Raw genomic sequence first — 21,518 nt, 5'->3', positions numbered from 1 at the left:
CGCGCGGTCAGGCGGCCTGCGGGTGCAGCACGCTGCGCAGGCAGCCGTCCTCCTTCTTCTCGAAGATCTCGTAGCCCCGCGCGCCCTGTTCCAACGACATCGGGTGGGTGGCCAGGTAGCCGGGGTCGATCTCGCCGGCCGCGATCCGGTCCAGCAGCATCGGGATGTAACGCTGGGCGTGCATCTGCCCCATCCGCAGCACCAGGGCCTTGTTCATGGCCGCGCCGAGCGGGAACTTGTCCACCAGGCCGCCGTACACGCCGACGATGCTGACCGTGCCGCCCTTGCGAGCCGCCATGATCGCCTGCCGGACCGAGGTGGGCCGGTCGGTCTGCGCGCGCACCGTCTGCTTGGCCTTGTCGTACGCGTACGCCGGGCCGACGTCGTGCGACTCCATGCCGACCGCCTCGATGCAGGCGTCCGGGCCCCGACCGGCGGTCATCTCCCGCAGCGCCTCCAGCACGTCGGTCTCGGCGTAGTTGATGGTCTCCACGCCGAGACGCTGCGCCGCGGTGTCGAGCCGTTCCGGCAGCCGGTCGATGACCACGACCCGCTCGGCGCCGAGGATCTGCGCGGACCGGGCCGCCATCTGACCGACGCCGCCAGCACCCCAGACGGCGACCACCTCGCCGCCCTTGAGGCCGCAGAAGTCGGCCGCCATCCAGCCGGTCGGCATCGCGTCGGAGGCGAAGACCACCGAGTCGTCCGGCACACCCTCCGGCACGGTGAACGCGCCGACGTCGCCGAACGGCACCCGGATGTACTCGGCGTGGCTGCCCGCGTAGCCTCCGGCCGCGTGCGAGTAGCCGAGGATGCCGGCGGGCGAGTGGCCCCACAGCTTCTCGGTGAAGACCGGCTGCGGGTTGGAGTTGTCGCAGAGGGAGAACTGCTCGGTGCGGCAGTACCAGCACGAGCCGCAGGCCACCACGGATCCGACCACGACCCGGTCGCCGACGGAGATCCGTCGGACGTCCGGGCCGGTCTCGACCACCTCGCCCATGAACTCGTGACCGAGGATGTCACCCTCGCGCATGGCCGGCAGGTAGCCGTTGATCAGGTGCAGGTCGGAGCCGCAGACACTGCTCGCGCGCACCTTGACGATGATGTCACCGCCGGACCTGATGGTCGGCTCCGGCACGTCCCGCACGGCCAGCTTGCCGACGCCCTCCCAGCACAACGCCCTCACGGTCGTCCTCCCGCCATCAACTTCTCGCGTACCTTGTCCGTCGCCCGTTCCTGCCGCGGGCTGCGCCCGGACGGGTCGTGCCGGGTGTCGAGCACCTGCCCGGTCTCGATCAGCGACTTGATCCGGCGCAGTGCGGTGCGCAGCCCCAGGTCCGGGTCGCTGCCGCCGGCCAGGCCGGCCATCCGCCGGATCGGCCCGGAGCGCCACCGCAGCTCGGCCCGAATCTCGGTGCCCCGGTCCTGGGGGGCGGCGACCAGCTCGACCCGGCCGCGCTGAGCGACCGGCCCGTCGGTGACCTGCCAGCTCAGCCGGCCCGGCCCGTCGACGGTGATCTCGGCCCGCCATTCGGTGCCGCCGCCGGCCGGGTCGGCCGCCACGCAGCGCCATCGGTTCGCGTCGAGCTGTTCCAGCGTGGCCCACTCGGCCAGACCCCGGTCGAGCCGTTCCCGATCGGTCCAGAACCCGATCACCTCGTCGACCGGCCGGTCCACGGTGATCCCGCGATGCACCACGTACCAGCCGTCCTCCCGGTCGGGCTGGTGCCGGTGCCGCCGCCGCGCCACCGTCCGGGTGACTCCGAGCGCTGTCACGGCAGCGGCGCCGGCCAGCGCCCATCTCGTCGCGTTGCTGGGCATCACGTCTCCTTCCGACTCGGTCCGTCGTATCCGGCTGCGCTACCCGACGCAGGGCGCCCGAAACGGTTTCAGCGACCGCATTGCGGGCAAGTCGCGTCACCCGACACGAGGGAGGCGACGTGACCCGAAAGACCGCCGCGCATCCGCGCGACGAGGGCGCCGCGTCCGCGCCAGTCCGGCTTCCGATGGCGTACGTCCTGCCGCTGCGCGCCCACGACGACAGCGGCCTGGACGAGCTGACCGGGTACCTGCGCGAGTTGAGCCGGTGGGTCGACGTGGTGGTGGTCGACGGATCGACGCCGGAGCTGTTCGCCCGGCACGCCGCCGCCTGGCGCGGGCTGGTGCGGCACGTGCCGCCGGACCCGGCGCTGCGCGGGCGCAACGGCAAGGTGCTCGGCGTGCTCACCGGCGTCGCGCTGGCCCGGCACGAGCACGTGGTCGTCGCCGACGACGATGTGCGGTACGACCGGCCGGCGCTGTGCGCCGTGCACCAGATGCTGGACGGGGTGGACCTGGTCCGGCCGCAGAACCACTTCGACCCGCTGCCCTGGCACGCCTGGTGGGACACCGGCCGGACGCTGCTCGCCCGCGTGTTCGGCGGCGACTGGCCGGGCACGCTCGCGGTGCGGCGGAGCACGTTCCTGGCGATGGGCGGCTACGACCCGGACGTGCTCTTCGAGAACCTGGAGCTGGTCCGGACCGTGCGCGCGTACGGCGGCAGCACCGCCACCCCGGCATGGCTGTACGTGCGGCGGCGCCCGCCCACCGCCGCGCACTTCCTCGGGCAGCGCGTGCGCCAGGCGTACGACGAGACGGCCCGGCCGGGCTGGCTGCTGGCCGCGCTGGCGGTGCTGCCGGCGGCGGCGGTCGCGCTCGCCGCCCGCCGGCCCGGGCTGCTGCTGCGGGCCGGGCTGGCGACGGTCGCGGTGGCGGAGCTGGGCCGGCGACGGGCCGGCGGCACCCGGGTCTTCCCGGCGCACACCAGCCTCGCCGCGCCCGCCTGGGTGCTGGAGCGCGGCCTGTGCGCGTGGCTGGCGGTGGGCCGGCGGCTGCGCGGCGGGGTGCCCTACGCCGGCGCCCGGCTGCGGACCGCGGCCAACCCCACGCGTGCCCTGCGCCGGCGGATGACGCGGCGCCGCCCCGACGACCTGGTCCTCTGGGTGGAGACCGGGACGGCGCCCGCGCCGCTGCGCGCCGAGGCGTAAGGAAGGGCCCCTTTCATCGCCTGGGCGATGAGAGGGGCCCTTCCTTACCCGAGGGCGCGGACCTTCAGGACCGCGCCTGCTCGGCGCTGTGCCGGACGTCCTGGGCGGCGGCGCGGCCATCGTCCTTGACCGTGTGCGCGGCGTCCTGCGCGGTGGCCCTCACCGACTCGGCGGCGTGCTGCGCCGGCTCGCGCAGCTCCTCCTTCAGCTCGGTGGCCACCTCGCCCAGCTTCTCCTTCACCACCCCGCCGTGCTCGGCGGCCTTCTCCTTGACCTGCGCGGCGACCTGCTGCTCGCGGCGGGTGGCCGGAATCAGCGAGGAGACCAGCATGCCGACGCCGAAGGCGATCACACCGGCGGCGATCGGGTTGCCCTCGGACTTGCGCCGCACCACCTGCGGCGCCCGGTGGGCGGCGTCGCTCACCGTGGCGGCGGCGGACTGCGCCTTGTCGCCCACGGTGGATGCCATCGAGGAGGCGTGGTCGCCCACCGAGTGGGCGGCGTGGCCGGTGCTGTGGCCGAGGTCCGATGCGGTTCCCATCACCTTGTCCTTCACGTTCGTCAGCGCACTGCGTACGCGCTGCTTGCGGTCGTCGACGATGCGGCTCGGGCTGACCTTGTACGCCAGGGCGTCCACGTCCGAGCTGAGGTTGTTGCGGGTGGCTTCGATCTCGCGGCGGATCTGCTCGGGATCGGTGCTCATCGGGCGACTCCCTCCGGGTGCGGCTTGAGCGCATCGGGGATGCGCTGCACGCTGTCGTTTGTCTGCTTCAGGCCGCGGATCCGCTCGGCGTTCTTCTTGCCCATCGAGTACAGGACCGCCGCGACAGCGGCCCAGACGACGGCCACGATCAGCGCGGCCAGCCCGGAGTCCATGACGTTGTCGAGGAACTGCCAGATCGCGATCGAGACGAAGAGCGCCACCATGTAGCCGCCGAAGCCGGCGCCGCCGAAGAGGCCGGCGGCCTTGCCCGCCTTCTTGCCCTCCTGGCGGATCTCGGCCTTGGCGAGCTCGACCTCCTGGCGCATCAGCGTGGACAGGTCGGTGGTGACCTGGCGCATCAGGTCGCCGAGCGAGCTGCCGCGCACCTCGTCGGCGTGGGGCGGGGCGCCCGCCGCCTGATAGCCGGGGTCCTGCGTGGGTACGGTCATGCCGTCGCCTCCCTTCTGCCGGTGCGGCCGGTCACGGGCGGGGAGCGCCGGTGGACGGGACACCCGGCAGCGGGTCGGTGCGCTCCGGCGGCGGCAGCGGCTGACCGGTGCCACCCGCCGGGTCGGCCCAGGTGTTCGGGGCGCCACCGGCCGGGTAGGTCGCGCCCGGCGCGGAGTAACCCGGGTCCGGCTCGGCGTAGCTGCCCGGCGTCGGGTCGAGGTAGCCGCCCGGCGGCACCTGGCCCGGCACCTCGCGCGCGGTCGGGATGACGGCCGTGCGGTCCGGGTCGTACGCCGGCCGCACGCCGCTGTCGTCGCCGAGCGCGGTGATGTTGCGGGTGAGCCGCCCGGCGACCACGCCGAGCAGCGCCGCGCCGACGAGGAACGTGCCGGGGTTGCGGCGGGCGTAGCTCTTCACCTCGTTGAGCAGGTCGCCCGGCTCGCGCTGCTCCAGCCAGCCGGCCACGCCGTGCACGCGCTCGGCCGCCTGGTGGGCCAGCTCGGTGACCGGCCCGGAGCCGCCACCCTGCTGCGCCATGGTGCGCATCTCGTCGGCGAGCGACCGCAGACCGGTGGCGGCGCGCTGCTGCTGCTGGCCGGCCTGCGCGGTGACCTGGCTGCGGGTCTCGCCGTAGAGGCCGCGGGCCTGCCGCTTGGCCTCGCCCACCACCTCCCGGCCCTGCTCATTGGCGGTCTGCGCGACCGCGCCGCCCGCGTTCGCGGCGTCGGCGCCGACCTGGCGGGCCTGGTCACGCACGCCGCCACCACCGTTCGTCGACTGGTACGTGGAAGAACTGGGGGAAAGATCCTGAGTCATGGTGTCCCTTCCGCTCGTGTGTTCCCAGCGGTTTGTCTTCGGGGGGGGGGTACGCGGATCGTTTCCGCGTAGCAACTGCCCTACCCCAGGTCGGCGGCTCCATGCCTAATTCGTGAATTCTCTGCGGGACCGGACCGCCCCGGTCGGACAATGAGGTGCTGCCCGCCCGGGCGGCGGCGAGTTCCACGGGGGTGACAGGGATGGCACGTGACGTGCGCGAACACGCGCCCGCCCGGCCTGCGGTGCAGAAGGTCGCCCTCGCGGCGGCGGCCCTCTTCGCGCTCATCGGCGTACTCGGCTTCGTGCCCGGCATCACCACGCACTACGGCGAGTTGACGTTCGCCGGGCACCACTCCGAGGCGAAGCTGCTCGGGGTGTTCCAGGTGTCCGTGCTGCACAACCTGCTGCACCTGTCGTTCGGGCTGGTCGGGCTGGTGATGGCCCGGCGGCTGGCCGGGGCGCGGGTGTTCCTGGCCGGTGGCGGCGCGCTCTACCTGGTGCTGTGGCTGTACGGCTTCGCCATCGACCGGGACACCGCGGTGAACTTCGTGCCGGTCAACGACGCCGACAACTGGCTGCACCTGTTCCTCGGTTTCGGGATGCTCGCCGCCGGCCTGCTGCTGAACGACGACCTCGGCACCGGCAGCCCGGTGGAGGCCCCGTTCGACCGCCCCTGACCAGGCACGACACGCCGGGCCGGCGTTTGCCCGGGCACGGCCGGGGGCAGGAGGGCCGCGACGAGGAGGTTCGGCGATGCCACGGTGGTTACGCGACAACATGCTCTCGGTGGCCATGCTCGGCGCGTTCCTGGTCTTCCTGCTGCTGCAGAGCGTCTTCGGCTGGCAGGTGCACAACGAGGAGCTGACCCGGTACGGCGCCGCGCCGCTGAGCTGGTGGGCCTATCTCGGCACCGGGCACTTCGCCGAGGCGGTGTTCGAGAACTGGGAGTCGGAGTTCCTCCAGATGGGCGGCTACGTGTTGCTCACCGCGTACCTGGTGCAGAAGGGCTCGGCCGAGTCGAAGCCGGTGGACCAGACGGACCGGCCGGAGGACAACCGCGACCACGCCGGCCCGAACGCGCCGTGGCCGGTACGCGTCGGCGGGCTGCCGCTCGTGGTCTACCGCAACAGCCTCGCCGTCGCCCTCCTGATGATCTTCGGGGGCGCGTTCCTGGGGCACCTGTTCGGCGGCGTGGCCGCCTACAACCAGGAGCAGGCGCTGGAGAACGGCGGCGCCCCGATCAGCGCCTGGCAGTTCCTCGGCACCAGCGACTTCTGGTTCCAGTCGATGCAGAACTGGCAGAGCGAGTTCCTCGCCGTCGGCGCGCTGATCCTGCTCAGCATCGTGCTGCGCCAACACGCCAGCCCGGAGTCCAAGCCGGTCACCGCGCCGCACGCGCAGACCAGCGCCTGAACGTCAGGCCGCTACCGGCAGCCGCTTGGCGAAGCAGACGCTGTACGGGTTGTCCACGTACTCGCCGTAGACCGGGATCGGCTCGTAACCGCTGGACCGGTAGAGCCCGATCGCGGCCGGCAGGTAGGTGCCCGTCTCCAGGCGCACGGTGCGGTGCCCCTCCCGGAACGCCAGTTCCTCCAGCGCCACGAGCAACTGCCGGGCGATGCCCCGCCCCCGGTACGCCGGCCGCACGTACATCCGCTTCAGCTCGCCGGTGTCGGCGTCGAGCGCCTGGAGCCCGCCACAGCCGACCGCCCGGCCGCCGATCACAGCGGCCAGGTAGTGGATGTCGGTGTGCACGACGGTCACCTGCCCGTCCAGCCCGCCGTCGGAGTCGCGCAGCTCACGCTGCTGGGCGACGACGAGCGCGGCGATCTCCGGATCGGTGGCGGGACGGGACTCGACCAACATGCCCGTACGCTAGAGCGGCCGGATTTCGCGCCGGTTTCCCGCCACCGCCCCGGAAACGGCTACTCGGCGTCCGCTTCCGCCGCGGGCGCAGCCTCGATCTCGTCCTCCGGCCGCACCCGGCGGGCCTTGCGGGCCGCCAGCCGGTCGGACGCCGACGGGCGGTTCGACTTCTCCTCCAGCCGCACGTCGGTGCCCCGGTTACCCGGCACGAAGTCGGCACCGGCGTAGAGCGTCGGCCGCCAGTCGAACTCCCGGTCGCCGATGCGCACCAGGTCACCGGCCTGCGCGCCGGCCTTGGCGAGCTTCTCCTCGACGCCGAGGCGGGCCAGCCGGTCGGCCAGGTAACCCACTGCCTCGTCGTTGTCGAAGTTGGTCTGCTTCACCCAGCGCTCCGGCCGGCTGCCGCGCACCGTGTACGAGCCGTCGTCCTCGGTCTCGATGGTGAAACCGGCGTCGTCGACCGCCTTCGGGCGGATCACGATCCGGGTCGGCTCGGCCGGCGGGGCGGCCCGGCGGCCCTGGTCGACCAGCTCCGCCATCGCGTACATCAGTTCGCGCAGGCCCTCGCGGGTGGCGGTCGAGACGTCGAACACGCGCAGGCCGCGCGCCTCCAGGTCGGGGCGGACGATGTCGGCGAGGTCCTTGCCGTCCGGCACGTCGACCTTGTTGAGCGCGACCAGCCGGGGCCGGTCGGCGAGCCCGCCATACTGCGACAGCTCCGACTCGAGGGCGTCGATGTCGGCGAGCGGGTCGCGGCCGGGCTCCAGCGTCGCGGTGTCGATCACGTGGACCAGCACGGCGCAGCGCTCGATGTGGCGGAGGAACTCCAGACCCAGGCCCTTGCCGCTGGCCGCGCCCGGGATCAGGCCGGGTACGTCGGCGACGGTGAAGGTGTGATTGTCCACCCGGACCACGCCCAGGTTCGGCACCAGCGTGGTGAACGGGTAGTCGGCGATCTTCGGCTTGGCCGCGGAGATCACCGAGATCAGCGACGACTTGCCGGCCGAGGGGAAGCCGACCAGGCCCACGTCGGCGACGCTCTTGAGCTCCAGCACCACGTCCAGCCGGTCGCCGGGCTCACCCAGCTCGGCGAAGCCCGGCGCCTTGCGGCGGGCGTTGGCCAGCGAGGCGTTTCCGCGCCCACCCCGGCCGCCCCGGGCCGCCTCGAAGGTGGTGCCGACGCCGACCAGGTCGGCCAGCACCTCGCCGTCGAGGCTCTGCACGACGGTGCCGTTCGGCACCTTGATGATCAGGTCGCGGCCGTTGGCGCCGTCCCGGTTCGAACCGGCGCCGCCCTTGCCGTTCTCGGCCTTGAGGTGCGGCCGGAAGTGGAAGTCGAGCAGCGTGGTGATCTGCGGGTCGACCACCAGCGACACGCTGCCGCCGTGGCCGCCGTTGCCGCCGTCCGGCCCGCCGAACGGCTTGAACTTCTCCCGGTGGATCGAGACACAGCCGTGCCCGCCGTCGCCGGCCTGCATGTGCAGGACGACCCGGTCAACGAACGTCGTCACGACGCCAATCCTTCCAGCGGGGTCCGCCCCGCACGGGGAAAAGCGAAGCGGGCCGGGACTCGAGGTCCGCGGCCCGCAACGCTTTCAGAACTACTGCTGCGGAACGATGCTGACGGTCTTGCGACCGCGCTTGGTGCCGAACTGCACCGAACCGGCGGCCAGCGCGAACAGCGTGTCGTCGCCGCCACGGCCGACCAGGTCACCGGGGTGGAACTTGGTGCCACGCTGACGGATGAGGATCTCACCCGCGCTGACGACCTGACCACCGAAGCGCTTCACGCCGAGTCGCTGGGCCGCGGAGTCACGGCCGTTACGCGAGCTGGACGCACCCTTTTTGTGAGCCATTGGAGGACGACCTACTTCCCGCTGTTGGAGATGCCGGTCACCTTGATCTGGGTCAGCGGCTGGCGGTGACCCTGACGCTTGTGGTAGCCGGTCTTGTTCTTGAACTTGTGGATCCGGATCTTCGGGCCCTTGGTGTGCGCGGCGATCTCGCCGGACACCGCGACCTTGGCGAGCTTCGCCGCGTCGGTCACCAGGTCGTCACCGTCGACGAGGAGCACCGCGGTGAGCTTCACCGCGTCGCCGGGGGCACCGGCGAGCTTCTCGACCTCGATCACGTCGCCCTCGGCGACCTTGTACTGCTTGCCGCCGGTCTTGACGATCGCGTACATCGGAGGCGGACTCCCTGTCGTTGAGGCTGCTGGCGTCTATTCCACCGTTGTCGGCTGTCACACCGTCGACGGTCGTTCCCACGGCGTCTCGCCGGGAGCCGTGACACCGGCGGCGCGGGCACGCGGGAACTCGGCACACCAAAGTGCGCCGCAGGCAAGCCTACGCCATACCCGGCCCGCCCCCCAAACCGGGCTGCCGGTAGGTGCCTTTCGTCGGGCCCGGCGCGCACGACAGAGCCCCCGCTCCGCCTTTCCCGGCGGAACGGGGGCCCTGTTCGCGCAGGTCAGCGCCGTAGCCTCACGGCCGGGTACGCCGCCGAGTACCGCCGCGCCGCGCCCGCCGACGCGGGGCGCCGCTGTCGTCGTCGTTGTCGCCGTTGTCGCCGTCACCGATCGCGTCCGGGTCGTCGGCGGCGGCCAGCCGGGCCGAGTCGCCCTCCTGGCTGTCGAACACCGCCGGAGCGGCAGGCGTGTCCGTCTCGAACCGGGACAGGTCGTAGCCCTGGGTGTCGTAGTAGTCGTCGTCGGTCTCGACCACCTCGGCAGCGGTCCGCTCCGGCGTGACCGGCGGCGCGACGGCGGCCGGCGGCACGGCGGCGGCCGGCGGCACGGCGGCGGCCGGCGGCACGGCGGCGGCCTGCTGCTGTGCGGCGGGTGGCTCCGGCGCCGTCTCCACGGCCGGCTTCTCCGCGGCGGCCTTGCGGCCCCGGCGGCGGCCCTTCTCCTCGGCCGGGGCGACGACCGCCGAGGCGACCGCCTTGACCTTCTCCCCCGCCCCGCCGCGCGGCTTCTCCGGCACGGGCTCGGTGTGAATGATCACGCCCCGGCCCTTGCAGCACTCGCAGGTCTCGCTGAACGCCTCCAGCAAGCCCGCGCCGATGCGCTTACGGGTCATCTGCACCAGGCCGAGCGAGGTGATCTCGGTGACCTGGTGCTTGGTACGGTCCCGGCCCAGGCACTCGGTGAGCCGGCGCAGCACCAGCTCCCGGTTCGACTCCAGCACCATGTCGATGAAGTCGATCACCAGGATGCCACCGATGTCGCGCAGCCGGAGCTGGCGCACGATCTCCTCGGCCGCCTCCAGGTTGTTGCGGGTGACCGTCTCCTCCAGGTTGCCGCCGGAGCCGGTGTACTTGCCGGTGTTGACGTCGATGACCGTCATCGCCTCGGTCCGGTCGATCACCAGCGAGCCGCCCGAGGGCAGGAAGACCTTCCGGTCCAGCCCCTTGAGGATCTGCTCGTCGATCCGGTACTCGGCGAACACGTCCGCCACCCCGGCGTGCCGGCGCAGCCGCGCCACCAGGTCCGGGGACACGTGCGACAGGTACGACTCGACCAGGTCGTACTCGGACTCGCCCTCGATGACCAGTTCCCGGAAGTCCTCGTTGAACAGGTCCCGGACCACGCGGATGACCAGGTCCGGCTCCTCGTAGAGCAGCACCGGGGCGCCGCCCTCGGTCGCCTTGGCCTGGATGTCCTCCCACTGCGCCTGGAGCCGCTTGACGTCGCGCGCCAGCTCGTCCTCGCTGGCGCCCTCGGCCGCGGTCCGGACGATAACCCCGGCGCCGTCCGGCACCAGCTTCTTCAGCACGTCGCGCAGCCGCTTGCGCTCGGTGTCCGGCAGCTTGCGGCTGATCCCGGAGGCGTTGCCGTTCGGCACGTAGACCAGGTGCCGACCGGAGAGCGCGATGTGGCTGGTCAGCCGCGCGCCCTTGTGCCCGATCGGGTCCTTCGTCACCTGCACCAGCACCGAGTCGCCGGAGCGCAGCGCCTGCTCGATCGAGCGGGCCCGGCCCTCCAGGCCGGTGGTGTCCCAGTTGACCTCACCGGCGTACAGGACCGCGTTACGCCCGCGCCCGATGTCGACGAAGGCCGCCTCCATGCTCGGCAGGACGTTCTGGACCTTGCCCAGGTAGACGTTGCCGGCCATGGTGCCGGACGAGTTGCGCGTGACGTAGTGCTCGACGAGCACGCCGTCCTCGAGCACGGCGATCTGGGTGCGGTCACCGCGCTGGCGGACCACCATCACCCGGTCCACCGCCTCGCGACGGGCCAGGAACTCCGACTCGCTCAGGATCGGCGGCCGCGTACGCCGCTGCTCGCGGCCGTCCCGGCGGCGCTGCCGCTTGGCCTCCAGCCGGGTCGAGCCGGAGACACCCTGCACCTCGTCGACCGGCTTGCGCGGCTCACGGATCTTGACGACGGTCGGCACGCCGTCCTCGGCGGCGGTGTCCGCCTCCCCGGCGCCCCGGCGGCGGCGACGGCGACGGCGGCGGGTCATCCCGTCACCCTCGGCCTCCTCGTCCTCCGCGGGCTCCTCGGCCTCACCCTCGACGGTCTCGGCCGCGCCGGACTCGTCGACATCCTCGTCGTCGGCCTCGTCCGCGCCGCCCTTGCCCCGGCCGCGACCACGGCGGCCCCGGCGGCGGCGACGCCGGCCCGCGGCTGTCTCGTCGTCCTCGTCGTCCTCGTCCGCGTCGTCCGCGTCGGCCTCGGTGACCGGCTCCTCCTCGACGACCTCCGGCTCGACCTCGGCCTCGACCGGCTCGACCTCACGGCGGCCACGACGGCGGCGCCGGGTGGTCTCGACCGCTTCCTCGATCGGCTCCTCGGCGGCCGGGTAGGTCACCTGGACGGCCGGCGCCTCGTCGGGCTGCGGCGCCATGAACAGGACGGTCGGCGCGGAGAGCGCGGCACGACGCCAGCGGCCGGTGGCGGGCGGCGTCTCGGCCGGCTCCTCGTCCGCACGCGGCACGGCGGCGCCCGTCGACACCACGCCCGTCGCGTCCGCCGGGCCGCCACCGCGGGCCAGGTCGATCTCCCGGGTACGCGTGGACGCGGCGCTCGTGGCCTCGCCGGCCTCGCTCTCGGCGTCCTCGTCCTCGACGCCCTCGCTGATGCCGGCGGTGCTCGCCGTGGCCCCGGTGCTCGCCGTGCCGCGGGTGCTCGCCTTGCGGGTGCGGGCGGTGCGCCGGCCGGTGGTGCTCTCGCCGGTAGCGGACTGCCCGGCGGTCCCGGCGGCGGCCTCGTCCGTGGCGGGCCGGTCGACGCTGGCCTCGCCGCCGTCGATGTCGGCGCGTCCCTCGGCGATCAGGTCGCCACCGGGCGCGGAGACCGGCCCGTCGATCACCGCGTCCGCGCGCGTCTGCCCAGCGGCGGTCTCGTCCGGCGCGACGGTCTCGGCGGCCGGCGGCGTGGCCTTGCGACGGCGGGTCCGGGTCACCTTGACCGGCGGCACGACCTCCTCCGAGGCGGCCTCCACCCCGGCCGCGGCCACCGGCTCCTCGACCGCCTTCGCCGGTGTCGCCTTGCGACGCCGGCGGGTGGTCTTCGGCGCGGTGTCCAACTCGCCGGCCACCGGTGCGAACACCTCGGCCTGCGGCGACTCGCCGCTGCCGGTCACTGTCGTGGACGCCTCGACCGGCGCGTCGGTCTGCTCCGGCTGGTTCAGCGGGGCGGCCTTGCGGCGGCTGACCCGCTTGCGGGCCGGCGGCTTGGTCTCGGCCACGCCCTCCGCGACAGTGCCGTCGGCACTGCCGGAGGCGGCACCCTCGGCGCCGGCGGAGGTCGCGCTCCCGGCGCTGCCGGAGGCGGTGGTGGCACTGTCGGCGGTCGTCCCGGTCGGCTCTGCGCCGGTCCGTTCGCCGCCCTCGGGCTCGTTCTCGAGCATGGACGTTCTCCAGTTCTGGCCGCCCCGGGCGCGGGTGAGCGCTGCCACGCAGGGTTGCCGCAAAGGTGTTTCCGCCGGACGCGCAAACGCACGACCGCCGAAGTCTGCCTGCCAGAGCGTTGACCGACGGTCAGCGCTCTCCGATGATTGCCCCGTCGCGATCCGCGTCCAACGGATCGACGATCTCGCCCTGCGCGGTCAACGTGCCCTGCGCCAGCCGGATCACCTTCGGGGTGACCGGCGGCTCCAGGGCGGCCACCGCGCGGAGGCCGGACAGGACGTCATCGGGCCGAACGGACGGGGTGACCTGCCGCACGACCAGTTCGAGTATCGCACACGGTACGGCCGCCGCCCCGGAAGGCATCTCAGCCGGAGCCACGACATCGATCGACGCCACTGCCGCGCGGGCGTCGAACGTACGCCGCCCCTGCTTGGTCATCCGCTCGACCTGGATCTCCTCGGCTGCGGTGAAGGCCGCCACGGCCTCCGCCAGCACCTTCGGATCGACTTCGGGCAGTTCGATACGCCAGTACGACGCCTCGATCCGGTCGGCCAGGCTCCCACCGGTGGCCTCCACCGCGTCGAGCACGTCGAGACCGGGCGAGAGCGCGGCGTCCAGGGCCTCGCGCAGCCGCGCCGGGTCGACCGGCTCACGGAGCCCGATCTCCAGGTATTCGGCCTCGCTCGCCACGCCCGTCGGAGCGGCCGAGGCGTACGAGATCTTCGGGTGCGGGGTGAAGCCCTGGGAGAAGGCGATCGGCGCGCCGGCCCGGCGCAGCGCGCGCTCGAAGGCCCGAGCGAAGTCCCGGTGCGAGGTGAACCGCAGCGGCCCACGCTTGGCGTACCGGATACGGACCCGCTGGACGACGGGGGCCTGGCCGCCCTCGGGTTGAGGCTTTCTGGCGATCGTGAGCTCCTCGGCTGTGCCTGCGTATCGGTCTCATCCTGACGCAGCGCTCACCGCGCCCCACACCCGGGGCCACCCACCCACCCCAAACCCACCCAAACTCGCCCCGCACCGCCCTGCACCCCATCCCGTCGATCATGAAGCTGGCGGCGATTTGATCTCCGATTGCGTCGTCAACGTCATGATCGACCAGCTCAGGGGCCTCGGAGGGCTGCGCGGGGACGGTGAGGGTGGGTGTGCGGGATTGGTGCCGGGGACGCGGCGGGTCAGGAACGGTCGTCGTCGCCGGGTGGGGCGTACGGGCTCCGGCCGGGTGGAGTGTGCTGGGCCTGACCGTGGGGCGGGTAGGCGCCCACGCCGGGCGGCGGGTACGCACCGGGCTGGGAGTATCCGCCCTGCTGGGGGTGACCGGCGGGGACCGGCGGGCCCTGCCCGTTCATCCGGTCCAGTTCCTCGGCCGGGATCGAGCCGGCCCGGGCCAGTTCGCGCCGGTGACGACGGCGGTTCCAGATCAGGAACACCACGAGCGCCAGCAGCACGACGAGCGCCACGGCGATGCCGATGCCGATCACCATCACCTGCTGGTCGGTGGGGCCGCCCCGGTCGCCGTACTTCGTCACGTCGAAGTTGTCGTCCTCGGCGGCGGCCGGCGGCGCGGACGCGCTGGGCGCGGCGTCCCCGAGCAGCGGGTTCGCCGCCGCCGACGGCACGTCGGCGGTGAGCGCCGCCACCGGGTCGATCCGGCCGAAGCCGAACCGCGGGTCCCGGCCGGTCGGGCCGGCGTCCCGGGCGGTGCGGATGATCCGGTTGATCACGTCGGGCGCGGAGAGGTCTCGGTGCTTCGACCGGATCAGCGCCGCGACACCGGAGACGATGGCAGCGGCGTCGGAGGTGCCGTCCCCCCAGCCGTAGCCCCGGTCCGGGCCGATGTTGTAGACCTCGTCGCCGGGCGCGGCGATCACCGCTGCCGGGCCCTGGGCCGATCCGGACCAGAATCCTCCGCCCCGGACCGTGCCGGTCACCGCGATCACGCCGGGAATGTTGGCGGGTGAGGCGACGTCCGGGCCGGACTGCCGGGTGTTGCCGGCGGCGGCGACCACGACCACGTCGCGCTCCAGCGCGTACCGGATCGCGGCCTCCTCGCCCTCGTCCACGGCCCCGGCGCCGCCGTACGACAGGTTGAGCACCTTCGCCCCGCCGTCGACAGCCATCCGGATGCCGGTCGCGGAGTCGTCCGGAGTGGCCGCCGCGCCGGCGGGCTTGCGGATGGGCAGGATCCGGGCGTCGGGCGCGATGCCGACCACCCCGGCGCCGTTGGCCGCGATGATCCCGGCCATGTGGGTACCGTGGCCGTCCGGGTCGCGCCGGCCGTCGCCGGAGCCGCGGGTGCTGCCCCCGGCCAGTACCTGGCCCCGCATGTCGGGGTGCCCGGCGTCGACGCCGGTGTCCACCACCCCGACGACGACGCCCCGCCCGGTGGAGATCTGATGCGCCCGGTCGATCCGCAGCTCGTCCAGATACCACTGCTCGGCGCGGCGCGGAGCGGCGACCGCCGGCTGGGCGGCGCCCAGCAGCATCAGTCCGGCAAGCAGACCGGCCGCCACCGGCCGGAGCGCGCCGACGTGCACCTTCATCCGTCCGTCCTCATCGCAGGATGCCCGGGGACGCACCGTCACCGGTGCCCCACGGATCGTCGTCCTCAGTCAACCATGAGGAGTGCCCGGCCGCGTCGCCGCCGTGACCGGCGCCGCCGTGGCCGCCCATCATTCCGCCGCCCATCATCCCGGCCCCGGCCATCCCGCCACGCGCACCGGCCGCGCCGCCCGGTCCCGCACCGGCCGCGGCCTTCAGCGCGCTGGCCGCGCTGGTCAGCGGCGGGACCTTGCCGTTACCGCCACCGACCATGCCGGGCAGGCCGCCCATGGCCATTCCGCCGGCCGCCCCGATCCCGCCGCCGCCGATCCCGCCGGCCGAGCCCAGCCCGGCGCCGCCGCCACCGAAGCCGCCGCCACCGGCGCTCAGTCCACCCGCGCCACCACCGCCACCACCGAGACCGAGCGTGCCCGGTCCGCCGGCGGTGATCGTGCCCGGTCCGCCCGCGCCGGCCAGGCCGCTGCCGTACTCCGGGGTGCCCGAGCCGGGGGCGCCGCCGAGCTCGGGGATCCCGCCGGTGCCCGGCGGGGTGTAGGAACCGCCCTCAGGGATGCCGCCGCCGGGCACACCGGTGCTCGGCGGGGTGAACGAACCGCCACCGGGCATGCCACCACCGATGCCGGTGCTGCCCAGGGACGGCGTCGGGCCGCCGCCGGGCAGGCCGCCGCCGGGCCCACCCCCGCCGGGTGCGCCGCCGCCCGGCAGGCCGCCGCCGGGCACGCCCGCCGGGGGAACCCGCGGGTCGGGCCGGTAGCCGTCGCCCAGATCGTCCCCGGAGGGGCGGGGTACGGCCAGCTTGGGGCGCTCGGCCTCCACCGCGGCCGGCAACGGCGACATCGCCGTGTTTGCCGCCTTCTGGTTGTCGTTGTACCAGTTGTCGAGGTGCGACTTGGTGTCCCACCAGCCGCCACGCTTCTGGTCGTTGGCGTTGCCGTCGATCTTCATGGTGGCTTCGAGGTCGTCGGCCTTGTCGCGGAACGCGCCGTCGGCGTACAACGCCTGGTTGGCCTGGAAGTCGCTGCGCAGGGCGGCGAGGAATCCGGACTGGCTCTCACCGTCGCGGGCGTCGTCCAGCTCGGTGCCGCCGGGCAGGCTCCACTCGTTCCAGCCGAAGTTGTCCATCAGCGGGACCGGGATGCTGGCCACCGTCTTGCGGATGTCACCCTCGATCCGGGACAGCGCGCCGCTGACGTTGCTGGCGTGCGTGATGAGTTCCTCGATGTCCTTGCCGATCTCGGACAGGTGCTCGCGGTACGCGTCGCCGCCACTGCCCTTCCAGCCGGCGAGCATCCCGGGCAGGCCGCCGGTGTGCGGGCGCTCCTGGCCGGCCGCGATCGGGCCGACGAACGACCGGCCGACGAGGGAGTCGCGCAGGTGACCGAGCGCGGTGGAGAGGTTGCTCCACCCCGAGCCGACCAGGCCGACGGTGTACGGATCCGCCGACAGCGTCACCTCGCGGACACAACGTTCCCAGGTGGCTCCAGCCATGACCGTCTCCTCTCTCAGGCCGGGTACGGGTAGGTGGGCGGCTCTGCGCCGGTGGGCGGCGGAGCCGCCGACTCCAGCAGCCGTTCGATGTCCTTGCCGTTCGCGGCGTTGCGCTCCTCGGCGTCGCGGAACGCCTTGGCGATGTCCTGGGTGCCCTTCTTCAGGCCGTCCAGCTTCGCGGACAGGCCCTTGAGGTGAGCCTCCATGTTGGCCGTGGAGCGTTCCAGCTCCTGCCACTGGAGGCGGGCGTCGTCGAACGCGCCGAACGGGGTGCCGTTGGCCACGATCTGCGGGCTGTTGCTGTCGCCCTTCATGTTCAGCTTGATGCGCTCCATCTCCCAGGAGATGGTGTCCTCGACGTACTGCTTGAGGCGCTCGATGTACTCGGCCGTCGCATCCAGGTCCTCGACGCTGACGTGCAGATCGCCGGTGTCCGGCGGATTGATACCCATGCTGCCTGTCCTCCCCCGCTGCCGGCCCCGGCCGGTCCATTACGGACGCAGCGTATCGAGGAAGGACCAGTCGGGGCACCCCCACCCCGCGTATCGCGGCGACCGCCGGGAGAGACGGCGGAGCGCGGGCACCCGGTCGGGTGCCCGCGCTCGGTCGGAGTCCTGCGGCCTCAGCCCTGGGCCGCGGCGGGCAGCTTCAGCCCGTTGACCGGGGTGAGCGGCAGCAGCTTGCGGCCGGTCGGGCCGATCTGGATCTCGGTGTCCATGGACGGGCACACGCCGCAGTCGAAGCAGGGCGTCCAGCGGCAGTCGTCCTGCTCGTACTCCGACAGCGAGTCCTGCCAGTCCTGCCAGAGCCAGTCCTTGTCCAGGCCGGAGTCGAGGTGGTCCCAGGGCAGGACCTCCAGCTCCTCGCGCTCCCGGGTGGTGTACCAGTCGAGGTCGACGCCGTACGCCGGCAGCACCTCGGCGGCGGCGTCGACCCACCGCTGGTACGAGAAGTGCTCGCTCCAGCCGTCGAACCGGCCGCCGTTCTCCCAGACCTTGCGGATCACCGCGCCGACCCGGCGGTCGCCCCGGGACAGCAGGCCCTCGATCAGCGACGGCTCGCCGTCGTGGTAGCGGAAGCCGATCGCCCGGCCCAGCGAGCGCTCGCTGTTGATCGCCTGCTTGAGCAGCTTGAGCCGGGCGTCGATGACCTCCGGCGGCGCCATCGAGGCCCACTGGAACGGGGTGTGCGGTTTCGGCACGAACCCGCCGATGGAGACCGTGCAGCGGATGTCCTTGGACCCGGTGGCCGCGCGGCCGGCCCGGATCACCTCGTGCGCCATGTCGGCGATCTCCAGGACGTCCTCGTCGGTCTCGGTGGGCAGGCCGCACATGAAGTAGAGCTTCACCTGACGCCAGCCGTTGGAGTACGCGGTGACCACCGTGCGGATGAGGTCTTCCTTCGACACCATCTTGTTGATCACCTTGCGGATCCGCTCCGACCCGCCCTCCGGGGCGAAGGTCAGACCGGTCCGCCGCCCGTTGCGGGACAGCTCCTGGGCCAGGTCGATGTTGAACGCGTCCACCCGGGTCGACGGCAGCGACAGCGAGACGTTGGTGCCCGCGTACTGCTCGGCCAGGCCGGAGCACATGTCGCCGATCTCGGAGTGGTCGGCCGACGACAGCGACAGCAGGCCCACCTCGTGGAAGCCGGAGAACTCCAGCCCTTCCTTGACCATCTGGCCGACGGTGGTGATCGAACGCTCCCGCACCGGGCGGGTGATCATGCCGGCCTGGCAGAACCGGCAGCCCCGGGTGCAGCCCCGGAAGATCTCCACCGCGTACCGCTCGTGCACGGTCTCGGCGAGCGGGACCAGGGGCTTCTTCGGGTACGGCCAGGCGTCCAGATCCATGGTCGTGCGCTTGTGCACACGGAACGGCACGTCCGGGCGGTTCGGCACGACCCGCTGGATCCGGCCGTCCGGCAGGTAGTCGACGTCGTAGAAGCGCGGCACGTAGACGCTCTCGGTGCGGGCCAGCCGCAGCAGCAGCTCGTCCCGGCCGCCCGGGGAGCCCTCCGCCTTCCACTCCCGGACGATGGCGGTGATCTCCAGCACCGCCTCCTCGCCGTCGCCCAGCACCGCGGCGTCGACGAAGTCGGCGATCGGCTCCGGGTTGAAGGCGGCGTGCCCGCCGGCCACGATCACCGGGTCGGCGTCGGTACGGTCGGCGGCGAGCAGCGGGATGCCGGCCAGGTCGATCGCGGTGAGCAGGTTGGTGTAGCCCAGCTCGGTGGAGAACGAGACGCCGAACACGTCGAAGTCACGCACCGGACGGTGGGCGTCGACGGTGAACTGCGGCACGCCGTGGGCGCGCATCAGCTTCTCCAGGTCGGGCCAGACGGCGTAGGTGCGCTCGGCCAGCACGTCGGGCAGCTCGTTGAGCACCTCGTACAGGATCTGCACGCCCTGGTTGGGCAGGCCCACCTCGTACGCGTCCGGGTACATGAGCGCCCAGCGGACGGTGGCCGCGTCCCAGTCCTTGACCACCGCTCCCAGCTCTCCACCCACGTACTGGATGGGCTTTGTCACCTGCGGCAGCAACGGCTCCAGCCGGGGCCAGACCGAGTTGGCGGCGGCGGGACGCGGGGTCGTGGACGGGGCACTCATGATGCCCAAGCGTACGCGGTGCCCCCCGCCCTCCCTCGCCCTCCGCCCCGCCGCCACCCGCCCGCGCCCACCTCCGCCGCGTTGATCAAGGAGTTTGCGTGCTGTCCCGCGCTCCTGACGGACACGAACTCCTTGATCACCGGGCGTGGGGACCGGGCCACCGGTGCGGGGCGGAGGGTGGGCGGGGGCGGGCGGGATTCGTGCCGGGTGGCGGGACGGTACTAACCTCGCAACGGGCGCGAGAGGAGATAGCCGCGATGCCGCAGCCGCAGCCGGCGGCGCGCCGACCGGCGGACGGGGCCGAGATGCCGTCCGTCACCGAGCCGCCGACCGCCGTCGACACCGAGGACGCCACCGGCGCCTCGGCTCCGGCCGGCACGGAGACCGTCGACGACCGGACCCCCGACAGGGCGCCGGCCGACCGACCGTCTGACGCCGCCGCCGACCAGACCCCCGCCGGGGCGCCCGTCGAACGCCCGTCCGACGCCGACGGCCGGCCGCACGACGGTGCGCCCGACCGCCAGCCGTCCGCCGCGTCCGACGAGCAGCCGCCCGGCGCCCGGCCGCCGGGCGATCACTCCCACGACTCGCCGCCCGAGGTCCCGACCGCGCAGAGCCCGGCGACCTCGACCCTCGGCCCTCAGTCCACGCCCGTACCGACCGAACCGGCACCGCAGGCCGAACCGGCGGGGAGCCACGCGGGCCCTGCCGACACCGCCCTACTCGACGACGCCAACCCGCACCCGCCCGCCGGCACGGCGGCCGGCGACGCCGGGACACCCGGTGACACGGCCGACGCGCCGACCGCCGAGACAGGATCGCCCGCACCGGTCACCCGGGCTCGGGGATCGGCTCCGGTTCCGGGCCGCACCACGCCCGTACCCACTCCCCGGACCGATCGCCGGCCGGATCCGACCCGCGTCGACCTCGCGCCGCAGCCGCCCCGGGCCACGACCGCCCCGGACCCCACGAAGGTCGAGAACGCCGCCGGCTCCGCCCGGGCCGCGAGCACGCCGGATCCCACACGTGTGGAGACGACCCCCGACCCGACCCGGGTCGAGGCGCCTGCGCCCCGCTGGAGTGGTTCCGCCGCCGTCCCGCCACCGCCGCCACGCCGGCCCGCCTGGGGGGAGTCCGCCGAGCCCACGCCGGTGCCGCCGCTCGCAGCGCCGGAACACGCCACACCGGTCGACCCGTGGGCGGGGGTGGACACCACCGGCTGGGAGCTGCACTCGCCGGAGCTGCCGCCGCTGACGCCGACGCTGCCGTACACCGCGCCCTGGGCCGCGGCGAACCCGCACCCGGCCCACCCGGCGCCGCCGGCGCAGTCCGCCCCGCAGCCGGCACCGCCCGCGGCCCATCCCGCGCCGCCCGCCGCCCGCCCGGTGTCGCCGCCCGGCGCGCCGTACCCCGGAGCGGCCCGGCCGGTCTCGCCGCCGCGCCACCCCGCGCCGCCGGCCGCCCGGCCGATGCCGCCGGCCGCGCCCGTCGCGCCGCCGGCGAAGCGCGGACGGCCGCCGAAGCAACGCCGGGGCAAGGCCGGTCCGCCGGTCGCGCCGCCGCCCGGCTGGCAGCAGCCGCCCAAGCGGAACCGCCGCCGGCGCCGCTGGCCCTGGGTGCTGCTGCTCTCCGTCGCCTGCTGCTGCGGCCTCCCGCTCTGGTGGTTCCAGCCGATCTCCAGCCAGTACCCGGCCAGCGCCGGCCTCCCGGACCAGATCGACTCGCTGCAGCTGCGCCAGGACGAGAGCAGCCGGGCCGCCGCCGAGAAGCTGAAAGCCCGGGTACGTGCGTCGGACCTGCTCGCCGATGACACGTTCGCCGGCATCTACACCACGAGCGACGACAAGCAGGTGACGTTGTTCGGCAGCACCGGTCTGCGGTTCAGTCCGGAGTCGGACGCCAAGTCGGAACTCGACCGCCTCGCCGGGGACTACGCCCTGCAGGGGTCGGTGAGCGTGGACACCGGCGTCCGGGGCCGGTACGCGCGATGCGCGGTCGGCCTGGCGGACGGCGACTCGGTGGTGGTCTGCGTCTCGGTGGACCACGGCAGTCTCGCCGCCGGCGTGTTCACCCGGCTGTCGGTGGACGACAGCGGGCGGCTGCTGAACGACCTGCGCCAGCGTGTGGTGGTGCCGAAGTCCTGACC

Annotated in this window: 19 protein-coding genes; 4 read left to right on the top strand and 15 right to left on the bottom strand. The window is 73.5% G+C overall.

Translation table 11 applies throughout. From position 1 onward, the window contains the following. Positions 1 to 7: 7 nt before the first annotated feature. Both ACFYO8_RS27580 and ACFYO8_RS27575 read right to left on the bottom strand, forming a co-directional pair. Positions 8 to 1,186 carry a zinc-dependent alcohol dehydrogenase gene (locus ACFYO8_RS27580; protein ID WP_354873882.1) on the bottom strand — a complete coding sequence of 393 codons (1,179 nt, stop codon included), beginning with the start codon at positions 1,184 to 1,186 and terminating at the stop codon, positions 8 to 10. Beyond that, entirely contained in the window at positions 1,183 to 1,821 is a 639-nt protein-coding gene (locus ACFYO8_RS27575; protein WP_354873884.1) for a cyclase, read from the bottom strand. Before ACFYO8_RS27575 ends, ACFYO8_RS27580 begins: the two co-directional genes overlap by 4 nt. Positions 1,822 to 1,940: 119 nt before the next feature. Here ACFYO8_RS27575 and ACFYO8_RS27570 point away from each other — a divergent pair, with 119 nt between their 5' ends. After that, positions 1,941 to 3,026: a glycosyltransferase family A protein gene (locus ACFYO8_RS27570; protein WP_354873886.1), complete on the top strand. Its 1,086-nt coding sequence runs from the start codon at positions 1,941 to 1,943 to the stop codon at positions 3,024 to 3,026. Between the two features lie 64 nt (positions 3,027 to 3,090). On the opposite strand, the gene ACFYO8_RS27565 is transcribed toward ACFYO8_RS27570, so the two are convergent. The 3 genes from ACFYO8_RS27565 to ACFYO8_RS27555 are packed head-to-tail and all read right to left on the bottom strand — an operon-like array spanning position 3,091 to position 4,995. Beyond that, positions 3,091 to 3,729 carry a DUF3618 domain-containing protein gene (locus ACFYO8_RS27565; RefSeq protein WP_354873888.1) on the bottom strand — a complete coding sequence of 213 codons (639 nt, stop codon included), beginning with the start codon at positions 3,727 to 3,729 and terminating at the stop codon, positions 3,091 to 3,093. After that, positions 3,726 to 4,178, bottom strand: a complete 453-nt coding sequence (locus tag ACFYO8_RS27560; RefSeq protein ID WP_354873890.1) for a phage holin family protein — start codon at positions 4,176 to 4,178, stop codon at positions 3,726 to 3,728. Before ACFYO8_RS27560 ends, ACFYO8_RS27565 begins: the two co-directional genes overlap by 4 nt. Before the next feature lie 31 nt (positions 4,179 to 4,209). Next, the gene (locus ACFYO8_RS27555; protein WP_357711168.1) at positions 4,210 to 4,995 is read right to left on the bottom strand and encodes a hypothetical protein; all 786 of its coding nucleotides are present in this window, start codon (positions 4,993 to 4,995) and stop codon (positions 4,210 to 4,212) included. A gap of 212 nt (positions 4,996 to 5,207) precedes the next feature. On the opposite strand from ACFYO8_RS27555, the gene ACFYO8_RS27550 reads away from it, so the two are divergent. Together ACFYO8_RS27550 and ACFYO8_RS27545 are read left to right on the top strand one after the other, a co-directional pair. After that, positions 5,208 to 5,672 (top strand): DUF4383 domain-containing protein, encoded by a 465-nt coding sequence (locus ACFYO8_RS27550; protein ID WP_354873938.1) that lies wholly within the window; start codon positions 5,208 to 5,210, stop codon positions 5,670 to 5,672. Positions 5,673 to 5,748: 76 nt separating this feature from the next. After that, complete coding sequence (locus ACFYO8_RS27545; protein ID WP_354873894.1) at positions 5,749 to 6,408, top strand: DUF6766 family protein; 660 nt, start codon at positions 5,749 to 5,751, stop codon at positions 6,406 to 6,408. A gap of 3 nt (positions 6,409 to 6,411) precedes the next feature. On the opposite strand, the gene ACFYO8_RS27540 is transcribed toward ACFYO8_RS27545, so the two are convergent. From ACFYO8_RS27540 to ACFYO8_RS27495, 10 genes are all read right to left on the bottom strand, one after another. Continuing rightward, on the bottom strand, positions 6,412 to 6,861 hold the full coding sequence (locus ACFYO8_RS27540) for a GNAT family N-acetyltransferase (protein ID WP_354873896.1): 450 nt from the start codon (positions 6,859 to 6,861) through the stop codon (positions 6,412 to 6,414). 59 nt (positions 6,862 to 6,920) lie between these two features. Further along, positions 6,921 to 8,372 carry a GTPase ObgE gene (gene obgE / locus ACFYO8_RS27535; RefSeq protein ID WP_354873898.1) on the bottom strand — a complete coding sequence of 484 codons (1,452 nt, stop codon included), beginning with the start codon at positions 8,370 to 8,372 and terminating at the stop codon, positions 6,921 to 6,923. Between the two features lie 90 nt (positions 8,373 to 8,462). Beyond that, positions 8,463 to 8,717 carry a 50S ribosomal protein L27 gene (gene rpmA, locus ACFYO8_RS27530; protein ID WP_013288010.1) on the bottom strand — a complete coding sequence of 85 codons (255 nt, stop codon included), beginning with the start codon at positions 8,715 to 8,717 and terminating at the stop codon, positions 8,463 to 8,465. A gap of 11 nt (positions 8,718 to 8,728) precedes the next feature. Then, the gene (gene rplU / locus ACFYO8_RS27525; RefSeq protein WP_099164006.1) at positions 8,729 to 9,046 is read right to left on the bottom strand and encodes a 50S ribosomal protein L21; all 318 of its coding nucleotides are present in this window, start codon (positions 9,044 to 9,046) and stop codon (positions 8,729 to 8,731) included. 298 nt (positions 9,047 to 9,344) lie between these two features. Beyond that, a complete protein-coding gene (locus tag ACFYO8_RS27520) occupies positions 9,345 to 12,716 on the bottom strand; it encodes an Rne/Rng family ribonuclease (RefSeq protein ID WP_355047428.1) in 3,372 nt (1,123 codons plus the stop codon). A 130-nt stretch (positions 12,717 to 12,846) separates the two neighbouring features. Next, positions 12,847 to 13,566 carry a TIGR03936 family radical SAM-associated protein gene (locus tag ACFYO8_RS27515; RefSeq protein ID WP_354873940.1) on the bottom strand — a complete coding sequence of 240 codons (720 nt, stop codon included), beginning with the start codon at positions 13,564 to 13,566 and terminating at the stop codon, positions 12,847 to 12,849. A gap of 323 nt (positions 13,567 to 13,889) precedes the next feature. Next, positions 13,890 to 15,257 carry a type VII secretion-associated serine protease mycosin gene (gene mycP, locus ACFYO8_RS27510; RefSeq protein WP_354873903.1) on the bottom strand — a complete coding sequence of 456 codons (1,368 nt, stop codon included), beginning with the start codon at positions 15,255 to 15,257 and terminating at the stop codon, positions 13,890 to 13,892. A gap of 10 nt (positions 15,258 to 15,267) precedes the next feature. Further along, the gene (locus tag ACFYO8_RS27505; RefSeq protein WP_354873905.1) at positions 15,268 to 16,764 is read right to left on the bottom strand and encodes a hypothetical protein; all 1,497 of its coding nucleotides are present in this window, start codon (positions 16,762 to 16,764) and stop codon (positions 15,268 to 15,270) included. Positions 16,765 to 16,778: 14 nt separating this feature from the next. Further along, entirely contained in the window at positions 16,779 to 17,216 is a 438-nt protein-coding gene (locus ACFYO8_RS27500; protein ID WP_354873907.1) for a hypothetical protein, read from the bottom strand. A gap of 170 nt (positions 17,217 to 17,386) precedes the next feature. Continuing rightward, entirely contained in the window at positions 17,387 to 19,372 is a 1,986-nt protein-coding gene (locus ACFYO8_RS27495) for a TIGR03960 family B12-binding radical SAM protein (protein WP_354873909.1), read from the bottom strand. Positions 19,373 to 19,629: 257 nt separating this feature from the next. On the opposite strand from ACFYO8_RS27495, the gene ACFYO8_RS27490 reads away from it, so the two are divergent. After that, the gene (locus ACFYO8_RS27490; protein ID WP_354873911.1) at positions 19,630 to 21,516 is read left to right on the top strand and encodes a hypothetical protein; all 1,887 of its coding nucleotides are present in this window, start codon (positions 19,630 to 19,632) and stop codon (positions 21,514 to 21,516) included. Positions 21,517 to 21,518 lie beyond the last annotated feature (2 nt).

Origin of the sequence: Micromonospora sp. NPDC005257 (genome assembly GCF_042872445.1) — a bacterium.
In the GTDB taxonomy this organism is placed as follows: Bacteria; Actinomycetota; Actinomycetes; order Mycobacteriales; family Micromonosporaceae; genus Micromonospora.
The sequence above is the reverse complement of the archived record's forward strand: the minus strand, read 5'-3'. Positions and strand labels throughout refer to the sequence as shown.